The organism is Ruminiclostridium cellobioparum subsp. termitidis CT1112 (genome assembly GCF_000350485.1).
GTDB classification, from domain to species: domain Bacteria; phylum Bacillota; class Clostridia; order Acetivibrionales; family DSM-1351; genus Ruminiclostridium; species Ruminiclostridium termitidis.
In genome coordinates this window covers 1-15,816 of record NZ_AORV01000019.1, presented here as the reverse complement: position 1 = coordinate 15,816, position 15,816 = coordinate 1, and the positions used below count along the sequence as shown (strand labels likewise).

Here is a 15,816-nt window from a genome sequence, read left to right as displayed (position 1 = left end):
CAGTCTTAGTTAATAGTGGCTGTATTTTTTTTATTGCCCCAGGAAAGTATAAAATTTTATATTTCTGTGAATTTATCAAGGATTATTGTTAAGATTAATAAATTTTTCTGAAAATGGATGCTCAACTATTTATTTATCAGATTTTGCATTTTGAAAATTCATAAACGTGAATTTAAGGTTTTTTTTGAGTGTTAATTACCTGCCATGTTTTATTTTACTTGAATAATAAAAATCTATAAAGGTTAACTTATGATTATGATTGCAAGGTCACGCTAATACAAAATTGCGTGACTTTGTTCTCATTGGAATAATATGGGGAGCAAAAGCAAGCAGCCAGAAAATGGTATTTTATTTATCGGGAGCGTGATTAAATGCACTATTTAAAATCCAATAAAAAAAAGCTGTTTGTATTATTATTTGTCTGCTTTTGTGTTGCTACACTTAGTTATTTGCAGACATTTTCTGTCATACCCGAAAGATTGACACTTTTAGAAGGAGAAGAATATATTTACAATTTTAAAAGTCTCTATTTTGTAAATATAAAAGCTGATAATAATGAAGTATTAAAACTTAATAACAGCAGTATTAAAGCAAATGGAAATTATTTAGAGCTGATATCACCTCTGGCTTTCAAAACTCAGAAAAAAGGAACGGTAAAGCTTAATTTTAAAGCTTTTGGTGTCATTCCTCTAAAGACAATGCAGGTTGATATTATTCCAAGTAAAAAGTTAGCTGCCTGCGGCAATACGGTGGGGGTTAAAATCAGAATGGACGGAATATTGGTTATAGGAGTAAGTGAAGTGGATACTGCCAACGGTGTGAGATTGGCACCGGCAAAAGATGGAGGTATCAAGGCAGGAGACATTATTTATGAAATAAATAATAAAAAGCTTACCGATATCCGGGACATGATAAAACAGATCGACAACAGCAAAGGAGGTAAATTGGATATAAAGTATAAACGTAACAATACGGTTTATTCGACGACAATTTATCCTACCCAGGGGGTTAATGACAGGAAATATCATATCGGATTATGGGTAAGGGACAGCACAGCGGGGATTGGCACCCTGACTTTTTATGATCCCGAAACAGGCAGTTTTGGTGCTCTGGGTCACGGTATTACCGATATAGACACCGGAATGCTGATGCCTGTAAACAGCGGTGAAGTGCTGGAATCAAATATCATAGCCGTCAAAAAAGGCGAGCAGGGAACACCGGGGGAATTAAAAGGTATATTTATGGAAAATAAACCGCCCATGGGCAATATTTATAAAAATGATGAATGCGGCATTTACGGCAAGGTCTACGGGCAGAACAGAATATTCAATCAGAGGTTGTATCCCATAGGAATAAGAGGCCAGGTAAAGGTGGGTCCGGCCACAATACTGTCAAATATTGAAGGAAATGAAATTCAGGAATTCAGCATTAATATTGAGAAGGTGGCAAGACAGTCCTTCAGCGGACCTAAGGGAATGGTAATCAAGGTCACCGATAAAAAACTGCTGAATTCCACAGGTGGTATAGTGCAAGGTATGTCAGGAAGCCCCATAATACAAAATGGCAAGTTGATCGGTGCGGTAACCCATGTTCTTGTAAATGATCCAACCAGGGGGTACGGCATATTTATTGAGTGGATGCTGAAGAATATCAACGAAAAGGCAGCAGCCCCAATAGGAGAAACTAAAGCCGGATAAAAAATAATTTAAACTGAATCTATCAAAAAAAATGGTAGGTTCAGTTTAAAATTTTAATTTATGGGTATATACTTAAATTATGTATGTAAAAAAACTATATATTTATTAACATTTGGGTAATAAATACAAATTTTATTATTTATATTATTATTTTATAATATAGAGAAATATGGTAGTATTAAGGCGTAGAGAGTGAATTTTGTTTATGTTATTATTATTTGACTTCGGCAATTAGAGTAAAAAACTTGAAATTATGTCGAGTTCAAAATATAATAGATGCATGACATATTTTGGAAAAATAAAATCTTGGGGGGTTATGGCGTTGAGTAGTAAAAAAATTAATGTTCTTATTGCGGACGATAATAGGGAGTTCGGCGACATTTTGTGCGAATACTTATCAAATCAGAGCGATATTGAGGTTGTCGGTCTGGCAAGGGACGGTTTTGAAGCAGTTGATTTAATACTGCAGAATACTCCGGATATTGCAATTCTAGACATTATTATGCCACATCTTGATGGGTTGGGAGTTTTGGAAAAAATAGCATCATCGAACATGGACAAAAGACCTTTATTTATTGTACTATCGGCTGTTGGACAGGACAAAATCACACAGCGCGCACTTGCACTGGGTGCAGAATACTACATTGTGAAACCTTTTGATATGGATGTCCTGGTCAACAGAATCAGACAATTGAAAGATAGTACGTATGTTCCTTCTGTTTCAACTTCTATGTCTTCGTCAATATCAGTTCATAAAAACGATATTTTTACTGAAAAGAAACCGGTACATATACCAAACACATCCAGAAGTCTTGAAGTTGAAGTGACCAACATCATGCACGAAATAGGTGTTCCTGCCCATATCAAGGGTTACCAGTATCTCAGAGATGCAATAATGATGGTTGTCAAGGATTTGGACGTGATAAATTCTATCACAAAACTTCTCTACCCCAGTATAGCAAAAGAATATAATACAACTCCAAGCAGAGTTGAAAGAGCCATCCGTCATGCAATAGAAGTTGCATGGAGCAGAGGGCAGGTTGAAGCTATTGATGCATTGTTCGGTTATACCGTCAACATTGGAAAAGGTAAACCAACAAATTCAGAGTTTATTGCAATGATAGCCGACAAATTGAGATTGGAATTAAAAGTTGGGTGATTTAATTATTTGTTGAAAAAACTTCTCCGCTTAAGTAAACAAAATTTGTTTACAATATTAGGCGGAGGAGTTTTTTATTTAAAAACCAATAATTTAACTCGTTGTGCTATGAAGATTTTGTTTTGCTTTACAAATAGATTTAATCAGAATAAACTGGTACGCGAGTACAACTTTATGAAATAAGATGCACTGTTAAAAACAATTGCGGTAATTTATTAATTTTTTGATAACAATTTTATTTTGATATTCCTTTTTAGGACACTATTGTTATAATAAAGTTAACTAGTTTATAAAAGCAATATTAAGGAGTTTTTATGAATAACAAAAGTAAAGTATTAATTGTGGATGATGACAGGAATATTTGCGAACTGATCGGATTATACCTCCAAAAGGAAGGTTACGAAGTTTTATACGCATATAATGGGATAAGTGCCGTCGACGCATTCAAGACACATACTCCCAGCCTGGTTGTGCTGGACATAATGCTGCCGGGAATTGACGGCTGGCAGGTGTGCAGAGAGATACGGAAAGTCAGTTCCATCCCCATTATAATGCTTACGGCAAAGGGAGAGACCTTTGACAAGGTGCTTGGACTGGAGCTGGGTGCAGATGACTACATGGTCAAGCCTTTTGAACCGAAGGAGCTTGTCGCCAGGATAAAGGCCGTGTTAAGAAGATATGAGCACAAGGATGTGGATACACAGGAGGTGGTATTCCCAAATCTGATCGTCAATAAAAGCAATTATACCATCAGATTAAAGGGCAATCTTATAGAATTGCCTCCTAAAGAACTGGAACTTCTGTTTTTCCTGGCTTCAAACCCCAACAAGGTATTCACCAGGGAACAGCTGCTGGAACATGTGTGGGGCTTTGATTTCTATGGCGATTCCAGGACTGTGGACGTCCACGTGAAAAGGGTAAGGGAGAAGATAGACCTCGAAGGACAGCCCTGGCAGCTTAAAACAGTTTGGGGTGTGGGCTACAAGTTTGAGGTGAAATAATTAATGGCAAAATTCAAATTTAAACAGACTATCTTTAAAAAACTTGTGAGTATCTTTATAGGACTGCTTATTTTAAGCTATATTGTTACGGGCGGGTTTTTGTATTACTTCCTGAACAACTATTCAACAAAAGAAAAGGTAAGTACACTTGAACAGGCAGCCGCAGATATAAAGAATAATTTTGTATTTTATTTAAAAAACATGGATTCATTGGTAGTCCAACAGTATTTTCAGAATTCTTTGGCACAGACCAGCGAATTCAGTCATTCCATCATATGGGTTGTGGATGCGAAAGGGCAGGTGGCATTCTGTACACCGGATTGGGCCAAGGCTGCCCTGGAGAAATACGAAAATGAATACAATCACCCGCAGCTGCCTGAGCCTAAGATGTATGAAGATGTGATGAACAACGGCGGCAAAACCATTCAAAAAATCGGAGACTTTTTCGGTTTGCTCAGCACAGACGAATACAAACGTTATGGGGATTCCTGGCTGACGATTCAAGTGCCTTTTCAGATCACACCCAGCAGCGGCAAGCAGCAAACCATAGCAGCCATATACCTGCATACGCCCATGCCTGAGATACAGAAGCTGAGGACCCAGGTATTCCAGTTGTTTGTGTGGTCGGGCGGAGTAGCAATCTTTCTGGCAATAGTTTTGGTTTATGTTTTCTCACTGCGGTTTACAAAACCCCTGAAACAGATAAACAATGCTGCAAAAATCATAGCGGCAGGAGAATTCAGAAACAGGCTTACGGTAAAAAACGATGATGAAATCGGACAGCTGGCTACCAGCTTTAACCAGATGATCGATGACCTGCAAAAATTGGAAGAAATGCGGCGAGGCTTTATTGCCAATGTCTCACATGAACTCAGAACACCAATGACATCAATACGCGGCTTTATTGAAGGCATACTTGACGGTACTATTCCTGAGGATAAACACGAAAATTATCTGATTATTGTCAGAGATGAAATAAACCGCCTGAACAGACTTGTGAATGATCTTCTGGATCTGGCAAAGATGGAGGCGGGAGAATTAAAACTCAATTTAAAGCCCTTTGATATAAATGAACTTGTAAGATTATGCGTAATTAAAAATGAAACATTAATAACTTCTAAAAACCTGGAGGTTGAAGCGAATTTCGACTCTGAAAATTTGATAGTCATAGGAGACAGAGATTCTATCGAAAGAGTCATAATTAATCTTTTACACAATGCGGTTAAATTTTCAAACGAAAACGGGAGAATTATTTTAGAAACTGTAAAGAATAAAGATAAGGTTTTAATCTCGGTTAAGGATAATGGTGTTGGAATTGATCAGGATGAACAGAAACGGATATTTGACAGATTTTATAAATCCGACAAGTCCAGGGGAAAGGATAAAACCGGCACCGGTCTGGGGCTTGCCATAGTTAAAAACATAATTAGCGAACACAAACAGGAAATATGGGTCGAAAGCGAAACGGGAGCCGGAACTAAATTTACATTTACATTGGACCACTTTAAAAATAGTATTGAAGATTAACACTTTGTTCATAGTTTTTTAAAATTACGTGATTAAAATAATAAATATATTGATGAGAAAGGGGACTTTTCAATGAATGATGACAAAATTGAAAAAAATGATGTAACAGAAGAACTTAACAACCGGCTGAACGATATAGGACAAACAGAGGAAAGTGTTCAGCATGACAATACATCTGAAATATATAACAATGCCGCGGCTGACAATACCACATTAGAAAATAACCCAACAGAAGGCGTCCCTGCTGAAAATAATACCGTTGATACCGGAGAGAATTCAAATGACCAGGCTTCAACAGTCATTAATGCAGATGCAGAGCCTTCCGGGTCAGTGGAAAACAAAGCTGAAGAAAATTCCGGTTTTCAGACAAGTCCGGATAATAACAATAACTTTGAAGCTTTGCCTGATCAGTCCGGTCAAAATAAAATTAATGAGACTCAGAGAATATGGCAGATGAACAATCCGCAAGGATTTTCAAATACTCAGAATATTACCCCGCCAAATTACAATGCACCAAATTATGGTTCTCCAAATTATAATAATTTTTATAAGGAAAATTATAAGAAGTCTCAAAAAAAATCCGATGCCTGGAAATACATTCTGGTGTCGGTTGTCAGCTCAATACTTGGAGGAGCTATTCTGGCAACCATGCTTTTAGTAGTGGCACCTGCCATTCAGCCAGGATTGAAAAGCTTTTTCGGAGCAAATCTGGCAGAAGAAAAGCAGAATACCCAAACCCCTGCCGGTGAGCTCAAAAGAGTGGAAATAGTCCAGACGGCCGAGTCTGCAGTTACAAGTGTTGCTGAAAAAGTAGGACCTTCTGTTGTGGGTATCAGGACTACTTATCAGAACACCAATGATTTGTTCGGAGTTCAATCCAGCGGCGGAGAAGGTTCCGGTATTATTATAAGTTCGGACGGGTATATTATGACCAACCATCATGTAATAGAAAACGCATTGAATGACAGGACAAGGAAAGTTCAGGCCGGTGCCAAAATAGAAGTATTCCTTCCCAATAAAATCGATAAGCCCTATGTGGCGGAAGTAAAGGGATATGACTCCAAGACCGACCTTGCCGTCCTGAAAATAAACGAAAATAATTTAAATGCAATTGAGTTTGGCAATTCCGACAATTTAAAAATCGGAGAACCTGCCATAGCAATAGGAAATCCTGGCGGACTTGAATATATGGGATCTGTTACGCAGGGTGTCATAAGCGGTTTAAACAGGACGGTACAGCTTGACGGCGGCAGAAAAATAAAACTTGTGCAGACGGATGCGGCCATAAATCCCGGAAACAGCGGGGGAGCCCTGGTAAATATAAAAGGGCAGCTCATTGGTGTGAATACCGTCAAGATGGTTGCCACAGGTTTTGAAGGACTTGGATTTGCCATTCCGGTTAATGATGCAAAGAAGATTGCGGATGAGCTTATAAAGAATACCTATATATCAAAACCATATCTGGGAATCTCAGTTGATCAGAGGTACACCGAAGATGTTGCAAAAGAAAATAAAATGCCCATGGGAGTATACGTAGCCGATGTTGAAATTCTTGGCGCCGCTGAAAAAGCAGGTATACAGGGCGGAGATGTCATTACAAAATTTGACGGTAAGTCTGTAAAATCATACGCTGAGCTGGAAGACGAAAAAAATAAGCATAAACCCGGTGATACCGTACAGATAGAAATCTACAGGGACGGAAATACCAAAACCGTTCAGGTCAAATTGGGTGAAACCAAATAAACATTGATGAAATAATTTAAGGAAAAAATACTGCTGAAAATAGCAGTATTTTTTTGCTTAAAATAGCCCAAATAAATATAAATTATATAAAAAATGCTATTTATATTGCTAATATTAGTAAAAAACCTTAAAATTAATATGTAATAATATACTGCACTTATACTAATCTGATGGAGGGATACATGAACTTTTTTAGGTATTATTCCCATATTGCCAAGTATATGGCAGGAATAATTGCTATACCCCTATTTCTGTATGGTATAACTGAAGGAGTTAAAAGTATACTATATTTTAGCTTTTTTTTGGGAGTCATTATTCTGCTGTTGGATTTGATCGATTTTGGTATATTGGTCATAAGGAGAAATAATAAGGCAAAAAAGGTTATAGGCAAGTATACGGGTTTATATAATACCCATAGACGGTTCTCATACCCGGTCAGTGAAAGAAATGCTCTGAAAACCTTCAAATTGCTGGTTGAAAAACAAAATGAACTTGAAGTTCTCAGAGTCACCTCTGAAAAATTCAATTCGACAATTGATATGGGCAATATAGTGGAATATGTTTTTGATGTTTTCAGAAAATTTACAGGCTGTGACAGATGCCTTATCTGTATAAAGGACATGGATTCGTCGGAAATTTTTTGCAAGTACGAACTGGGCTGTGTCTTTAATGACGTAGGAAAGGCTTTTACACCGGATTCTGTTGTAACAAAGTGCTTTAATACAAATTCCATAGTGGTTAATTCGAATATTTTAATTAAAAAAAGGGGAATAGTCGGAGATAAGCTGGCTATCCCTTTGAGCATATCAAATGAACAGCTGGGAGTAATCTTCATTGAAACCACTGTAAAAAATTCATTTAAAAAGGTCAATCTGTCTTTTTTAATGAGTATTGCAAATTATGCAGCTGTGGCCATGAACAAATCCCAGCTGTTTAATGATGTATATGCCCAGAAACAGGAAATCGAAGCGCTGTATGAAGAAACGGCTGCTGTTAACGATGATCTTAATGACAATATTAATAATTTGAATATTACAAAAGAAGAACTCAGGTTAAAGAATGAAGAATTGCTAAAGTACTCGGAAAGTCTGAATACCGGATATATTCAGACTGTTATGTCATTGGTGAACGCCATTGAAGCCAAGGATTCCTATACCAGCGGCCATTGTCAAAGAGTCATGGAAATTTCCTGTGAAATAGCTGCACATATGAATCTTGAGGAGGAAGTCATACAGGATTTGAGATATGCCGCAATTCTTCACGACATCGGTAAAATAGGCATTTCTGCGTCGATTTTGAATAAAACCGACAAGCTTACCGATCAGGAATATGAAGAGATCAAGAAACATCCGCAGATTTCCTATAATATACTGAGAAATGTAGAGTTCTTAGGCAGGGGCTTAAGGGCTATCCTTGAGCATCATGAAAAATATAACGGCAGCGGTTATCCAAATAGATTAAAAGGTGAGGAAATAAGCTTATTGGGCAGAATATTATGTATAGCCGATGCTTTTGATGCCATGACCAGTGACAGGACCTACAGGAAAGGCATGTCGATGGAAGTGGCCATCAACGAAATTGAACGCTGCAAGGGGATTCAATTCGATCCTGAAATTTCAGATGTATTCATTAAAATGATAAGAGAACTAGTTTAATTAATCCTGGAGGTAGCAGTGAAATTTAATAATAATAAACTTAACATTCTTTATGTATCCGCCGAGGTGGATCCTTATGCAAAGACAGGAGGCCTGGCTGATGTGGCAGGATCGCTGCCAAAAGAATTATCCCTGCTTGGACATGAGGTCAGGGTTGTAATGCCGCGGTATGGGTTTATCAGTCAGGATATGGTTTATGTCTGTGATTTTCCGGTTGAAATGGGCAGCAGAAAAGAAACCTGTATCATTAAACAAGGTGGCTTTTCCAATAGTCAGGACCAAACAATACCTGTTTATTTTATTGAAAATCACCATTATTATAATAGAGAGGGCATCTACTGTTATAATGATGATGGACAAAGATTTATTTTAATGTGCAAGGCTGCACTGGAGATGCTTAAATATATTGATTTTAAACCGGATGTAATTCACTGCAACGATTGGCATACGGGACCTGTCTGCCTCCTGCTGAAGGAAAGGTATCACAGCCAGGAACCGTACAGGGATATTGCTACGGTTTATACCGTTCACAATCTTGAATATCAGGGCAATTTTGGTGCCGAAATAACTGAATACTTAAATCTGGAGGTTGAGTACTTTACTCCTGAAAAAGCGGAATTTTATGGAATGTTCAGCTTTATGAAGTGCGGGTTGGTCTACGCCGACATTATAAATACCGTAAGCAGGCAGTATGCCGAAGAAATACAGACCTCTGCCTATGGTGAAAGAATGGAGGGTGTGCTGGTCAAAAGAAAGAAGGACCTTTTCGGAATAGTAAACGGCATATCCTATGAAGAGTTTAATCCTGAAAGGGACCGGTGTCTGAAGGTCAATTATGATATAAACAGCGCCGCTTTGAAAAAGGATAATAAAAAGGCCCTGCAAAAGGAATTGGGGCTGAAGGAAAGCACCTCTCCGCTATTGGGCCTGGTTACAAGGCTCACCGGTCAAAAGGGGCTGGAACTGTTGATCGGCTGTATAGAAGAGCTTATTAAAAAAGAAAATGTCCAGCTTGCGGTTTTAGGACTGGGGGATGAATATTATTATAAAGCATTTTCCGGATTACAGATCAAATATCCGGACAATGTTGCTGCTGTCTTTGAGTTTAATACCGATCTGGCAAAGAGAATTTATTCTGCCGCAGACATGTTTTTAATGCCCTCGAGGTTCGAACCCTGCGGATTGGGACAGATAATAAGCCTGAGATATGGAACAATACCTGTAGTAAGGGCAACCGGCGGTTTAGCCGAAACAATAATAGATTATGATGCAGATAATGAAAAGGGCAATGGTTTTTCATTTGAAGAGTTTTCTGTAAGAGCCTTCAGGGAAACGCTGCAAAGAGCAATTAACGTATATAAGGATAAGCCCGATATATGGGAAAAGCTTGTATGCAGGGCACTGAGCAGTGATTTTTCCTGGAAAAAGCCGGGCAGGAAATATCTGAAGTTATATGAGCTTGCCCTGGAAAAAATTAAAAAAGAGGTAACTTCCGATGAATAAAAAAGAAAGAGTAATTGAAATATTAAAGATTTTTAATGAACTGTATCCCGAGGCAGAGTGTTCACTTGAATACATGGAGCCCCTGCAGCTGCTCATATCGACACAGCTGGCAGCCCAGTGCACAGATGCAAGAGTAAATATTGTTACAAAGGACCTGTATAAAAAGTACAGGTCTGCTGAGGATTTTGCAAATGCGGATCAGGCTGAACTGGAACAGGACATTAAATCAACAGGCTTTTACAGGAACAAGGCAAAAAATATTATTGGATGCTGTAAGCTGTTGGTAGAGAAGTATGACGGCAAAATCCCCGATAATTTGGAGGAGATGCTGCAGCTTCCAGGTGTGGGAAGGAAGACTGCAAATCTTGTATTATATGAAGTATACGGTATTCCGGGCGTAGTGGTTGATACACATGCCAAAAGACTTTCAAATCGTATTGGATTGACTAAAAACCAGGAGCCCGAAAAGATAGAGTACGATTTGCAAAAAATCGTACCAAAGGAAAGCTGGGCGGATTTTTGCCACAAGCTTGTCTATCATGGAAGGGAAGTTTGTAATGCAAGAAAGCCGGATTGTGAAAATTGCAGGATTAATAGCCTATGTGACTACTATAATAAGCATTAGCGGTTAAAACTACTATCAAAGTGGGGATATTACATGCCAAATAAACCAAAGACAGCTAAAAAAGTTGAAATAAAAGAAAATTATAGCCGGGAAGATCTTATTTTTGCCCTGGATATCGGAACAAGAACAGTAGTGGGCATTGTCGGGTTTTATGAAAATGAGTATTTTAAGGTTATAGCGGCCGAGGTATATGAACACCGAAGCCGGGCCATGCTTGACGGCCAGATACATGATATAAATAAGGTTGCGGAGGTTGTAAGTGAAGTTAAGGAAAGACTTGAGACAGCTCTGGGGCTGAAATTGACAAAGGTTGCCATTGCAGCGGCGGGAAGGGTTTTAAAAACCAGCCAGACCAAATTGGAATACGAAATTGAACAGGGCAGGGAAATAACACCCGACATTGTAGGAAGTATGGAGGTGGATGCCATCCAAAATGCCCAGATACAGCTTGACAATGAGCTTTCTGCAGAAGAGAAAGTCCCTTTTTACTGCGTGGGCTACAGTGTTGTCAACTACTTTCTCAACGGTTATACCATCTCATCACTTATAGGGCATAAAGGAAAAAAAATAGGGGTCGAGGTCTTGGCAACCTTTTTACCCCATGTGGTAGTGGACAGCCTTTATACCGTTATGGAGAAGGTGGGGCTTAAAGTTGCCGGTCTCACACTGGAACCTATTGCAGCGATCAGTGTAACAATACCCAAGGATCTGAGACTGTTAAATCTGGTACTGGTAGATATTGGGGCAGGAACTTCGGATATTGCAATTACAAAGGATGGTTCAGTTGTTGCATATGGTATGGTGCCCATTGCCGGTGATGAAATCACTGAAAAAATCGCACAGGAATTTCTTGTAGATTTTAATGCTGCTGAGAAAATAAAGATATCAATAACATCAGGGGTTGAATCCATTAAATACACCGACATATTAGGCAATAAAAGAGAAGTTGACAACGCGCAGGCTTTAGAGGCACTTCAGCCTGCAATAGAAGTTCTTGCAAACAGTATTGCGGATAAAATACTTGAATTTAATCAGAAGGCACCAAATGCCGTATTCCTCATAGGCGGAGGAAGCCAGATTTCCGGTCTTACAGGCAAAATTGCCGGGAGGCTTGGAATTAATAGTGACAGAGTGGCTGTGAGGGGCAGGGATGTTATACATAATATAAAAACCAAACTGAGGAAACTGTCCGGACCGGAGTCAATAACACCCTTTGGAATTGCAATGATGGCTCATTCTACAAAAGGACAGGATTTTTTATCAGTCAGTGTAAATGGGGAAAAGATACAGCTTTTGAACTCCAAGAAGCTCACAGTTGCAGATGCTTTGATACTGGTGGGTTTCAATCCCAACAAACTCATAGGTAGAACGGGTAAATCCTTAAAATTCAACTATAACGGAAAGCCTGTGCTAATTAAGGGAGAGCATGGTGAGGCAGCCGAGATCCTGGTAAATGAGGCTCCTGCAAGCCTTGATACCATTATTAACGTGGGTGACAATATTACGGTCAAAGCTGCCGTAAACGGAAGAGATGCCGTCAAACAGCTCAGGGAATATATTATTAACCCAAATGGACTTAAAGTAAGTCTTAATAAGGATACTCTGAAGCTGGTACCGCAGGCAGCGGTCAATGGGGAAAACAGGAATCCGCATACCGACATAAATGACGGGGATGATGTGACAGTTAAAGAAATTGTGACCCTGGGACAGTTTGCGGCAGAATTTAATCTGGATCCGGCAAATAATGTTCTGACTGTGAACGGTGAACAGAAAGAAATGGATTATTGTCTGGCCGAAAATGACAGCATATCCTGTACCGGCATTGAAAAGGAAACCCAAAAGCTGACGGATTCAGCTGAAGAGAGCCTGGCTTTGGCCGGGAAAGCAGTGGAAAATGATCTGAAGGACGAAGGTTTTGTCATAACTGTTAATGGTGAAAAAGTCAAGTTGAATGAGGGGAAGCAATACATTTTTGTGGATGTATTCAGTTACATAGATTTCGACCTGACTTCTCCGAAAGGAAATATAATATTAAAACTTAACGGAAAAGTAGCAAATTTTACTGACAGCATAGTGCCGGGCGACGTAATTGAAATATTCTGGGAGAAATTTAAGATTTAGCATTCTGAAATAAATGACTGCCGTGTAGCTCATGGAGGAACTATGAATAAGATACACAAATTTGAAAAGGTTTTAGTTAACCTTGGTTGGGTATTTATTATATTGCTTATAACAGGTTATGTCCTCAGGGATATTTTTGATATCGGATCTATCATATTGATCAAACAAGGTTTGATGCTGAATATTTCCATAATAATTTTATTTTTATTCAATGTTATAAAGACAACCATTATAAACAGTTCAAATTTGTATTCGGAAAAGTTGTTTATGATTTTCAGATATACAGAAGCTGTAATTTTGAATATTGTAACAATAAATTTTTATGAGGGAATTGAAGCTGCAATATTGTTGATCCCTCTTATATTTTTGACACTCCACAGGGGTATCAAGGCCGGTTACACACTTTTAGCCTTCAGTGCGGTCATAAAAATTGCGTATCTTATTACCGATTTCATTTGGCTGAAGAGCTCGATCCCTGATTACAGGTTGTTTGCTTATGATCTGTTTAAAATAACCTGTCTGTATTTCATACTTGCGGTTATGCTCAGGATGAGTTCGGCGGTATATAACAGCAGTATCCGCAATGAGATGGAAAATGCCAGGCTGGTTATTGAATTGGGCGAAAAATATGAACAGCTTGAAGTTGCACAGGACGAGATCAAAAATCAGTATCATAGGCTTATGGAAACCAATCATAAGCTTGAGGATACCAACCGGCGGCTTACTTCAAGCATTGCCGAATTCTATACTCTTCAGCAGATCAGTGAGGCAATAGGTTCCATTCTGGATATAAACGATCTTCTAAACTTTGTCAATGACGTAATAATCGGTGTCATGGGGGTTAATTACTCAACGATAGTTCTGCTGGATCACAGAAAAAACCGACTTAAGGTCCAGTTTACCAATATTCGGAATAAAGAGGATCTGGCAGTCTTAAACGATAATATAAACTGTAAGTTGCTGCTTGATATATTGGAAAACGGCAAACCCGTCATGGAAAACTCGGTAATACCTGAGAAATTTGATTTTATCAGAACCCGTAAAATCGGTTCCTTCATATGTCTGCCGTTTAGTTCGAAGTCCAGAAAATTTGGATTGACCTTAATCGAACATAAGAATATCAATACCTTTGATGAAGATAATCTCCGGCTTCTGACAACTATCGGCAAACAGGTCAGTATGGCTATAGAAAATGCCGAGCTATATGCCAATTTGCAGGATTTGGCTACCATAGACGGACTTACAGGCGTACACAACAGGGTTTATTTCCACCAGAAATTCGAGGAGGAGTTCAATGCAGCCAGGACACTTGGTTATGATTTGACACTGGTTATCCTGGATATTGATAAATTCAAGAAATTCAATGATACATACGGGCATCTGTTTGGTGATGTGGTCTTAAAGAGTGTGGCCCAGACCGTCAAAAATAATCTCAGGTCCACAGATACAATAGCGAGATTTGGGGGGGAAGAATTCGTCATATTGCTGCCCCGGACTTCTATTGAGGAAGGTATTGAAAAGGTTGAAGACCTGCGTTTGAAAATTGAAAACAACATTATAAAGGACAATCTCATTGCAGTATCTGTAACAGCAAGCTTTGGTATTTCATGTTTCCCTGATATTTCGGTGAACCAGGTGGAACTCATACGGGATGCCGACAATGCACTGTACAAAGCCAAGGAGTGCGGGAGAAACTGTTTCAAAGTAGCCGCACCTGCTTATAAAGGAAGAAATTAACTATCCAATTTTAAATGATTCAACCATCCTCCAGAACATATCATAATCATTTTTTCCATAATCCTTTTCAGGCATATAATAACTGATCCTGTAGAACCTGGAGCCCTTTGCAAGAAAGACCTCAAGGGCCTTGTATTTTTCATCTGCACTGTCTACTGTATATTCCCAGAAGTAACCGCTTAATCCATTTACTTTGACCTTTTTAGAGGTAAAGTTGACAAACTCGGTCGTGGCCGCTTCTTTTGAGGCCTCAAGGAATTGTTCAAGTGTCTGGGGCATATTCCAGACCTGAACAAAGCCATAAAATTTCCTGTCTTCCTTGTTTTGAAAATCAATATGGTATAAAATTTCACTTCCGGGGAAGCTTTGCTGATTCAATTTGAATATGGACGGGTAGCTGAATTCAAAACCTTCCTCCTGGGATTTGAACTCAATAAAGTTTTTGTAGTTGGTATTGCTGGCCTGTATATACGGAGCAGAGTCACTGTACTTGGAGTATACATTTTTGATGCTGATGGTTGAAGGGTAGGAAAGGGAAACATTACTGTTAATGTATAAGGTATATTGAACCTTACTGTAATATAGATGTCCTGCCGCAATTATAAAAAGAATCCATAATGTAACAACAGTGATAACTATCAGTAATTTTCGTTTATAATTTGAAATAATGATTATATTCATAAAATCACTCCGCTATAAAAATCAATACTTGTACTATATATTTATTCGGCTTGTATTAAAATTAGACAGTAAAAATCAAAAGATTTTTCCAATAATATTCACGAAAACAAAAATGCGGGAATATGATAGATAGTGAGGAGCCATATTGGGGGGAGTGTAATTGGAATGAAAATAGTAGTTGTCAAGATGCCTAAATTTTTCGGAAACATATTAAAAAGGGTATTCAGGATAGGTTAATTACTTATGATGGAATGATGGGCTGTCATTTCATCTTATAGATGAGATTTTTAAGCAACAAAAAATAAAATCCTCATTATAAAAAAAANANANATATATATATTATTATATATATATATATATATATATA

At 38.3% G+C, this 15,816-nt stretch carries 11 protein-coding genes; 10 read left to right on the top strand and 1 reads right to left on the bottom strand.

The window, feature by feature from the left end:
- Positions 1-371 precede the first annotated feature (371 nt).
- From spoIVB to CTER_RS04040, 10 genes are all read left to right on the top strand, one after another.
- On the top strand, positions 372-1,697 hold the full coding sequence (spoIVB, locus tag CTER_RS04085; protein ID WP_004623863.1) for a SpoIVB peptidase: 1,326 nt from the start codon (positions 372-374) through the stop codon (positions 1,695-1,697).
- Positions 1,698-2,019: 322 nt separating this feature from the next.
- Entirely contained in the window at positions 2,020-2,856 is an 837-nt protein-coding gene (gene spo0A / locus CTER_RS04080) for a sporulation transcription factor Spo0A (protein WP_004623857.1), read from the top strand.
- Positions 2,857-3,170: 314 nt separating this feature from the next.
- Positions 3,171-3,857, top strand: coding sequence for a response regulator transcription factor (locus CTER_RS04075; RefSeq protein WP_004623862.1), 687 nt, complete (start codon positions 3,171-3,173; stop codon positions 3,855-3,857).
- Between the two features lie 3 nt (positions 3,858-3,860).
- Complete coding sequence (locus tag CTER_RS04070; RefSeq protein WP_004623861.1) at positions 3,861-5,384, top strand: sensor histidine kinase; 1,524 nt, start codon at positions 3,861-3,863, stop codon at positions 5,382-5,384.
- Between the two features lie 72 nt (positions 5,385-5,456).
- Positions 5,457-7,127 (top strand): S1C family serine protease, encoded by a 1,671-nt coding sequence (locus tag CTER_RS04065; RefSeq protein ID WP_004623860.1) that lies wholly within the window; start codon positions 5,457-5,459, stop codon positions 7,125-7,127.
- 182 nt (positions 7,128-7,309) lie between these two features.
- Positions 7,310-8,782, top strand: a complete 1,473-nt coding sequence (locus CTER_RS04060) for an HD domain-containing phosphohydrolase (protein WP_004623865.1) — start codon at positions 7,310-7,312, stop codon at positions 8,780-8,782.
- An 18-nt stretch (positions 8,783-8,800) separates the two neighbouring features.
- Positions 8,801-10,285, top strand: coding sequence for a glycogen synthase (locus CTER_RS04055; RefSeq protein WP_004623855.1), 1,485 nt, complete (start codon positions 8,801-8,803; stop codon positions 10,283-10,285).
- Positions 10,278-10,910 carry an endonuclease III gene (gene nth / locus CTER_RS04050; protein WP_004623856.1) on the top strand — a complete coding sequence of 211 codons (633 nt, stop codon included), beginning with the start codon at positions 10,278-10,280 and terminating at the stop codon, positions 10,908-10,910. The genes CTER_RS04055 and nth overlap by 8 nt, the downstream gene beginning before the upstream one ends.
- A 33-nt stretch (positions 10,911-10,943) precedes the next feature.
- On the top strand, positions 10,944-13,031 hold the full coding sequence (locus tag CTER_RS04045) for a cell division protein FtsA (protein ID WP_004623864.1): 2,088 nt from the start codon (positions 10,944-10,946) through the stop codon (positions 13,029-13,031).
- Positions 13,032-13,073: 42 nt separating this feature from the next.
- Positions 13,074-14,768, top strand: a complete 1,695-nt coding sequence (locus CTER_RS04040) for a sensor domain-containing diguanylate cyclase (RefSeq protein ID WP_004623859.1) — start codon at positions 13,074-13,076, stop codon at positions 14,766-14,768.
- Here CTER_RS04040 and CTER_RS04035 read toward each other — a convergent pair whose 3' ends face one another.
- Complete coding sequence (locus tag CTER_RS04035; RefSeq protein ID WP_004623858.1) at positions 14,769-15,449, bottom strand: PsbP-related protein; 681 nt, start codon at positions 15,447-15,449, stop codon at positions 14,769-14,771.
- Positions 15,450-15,816: the final 367 nt, after the last annotated feature.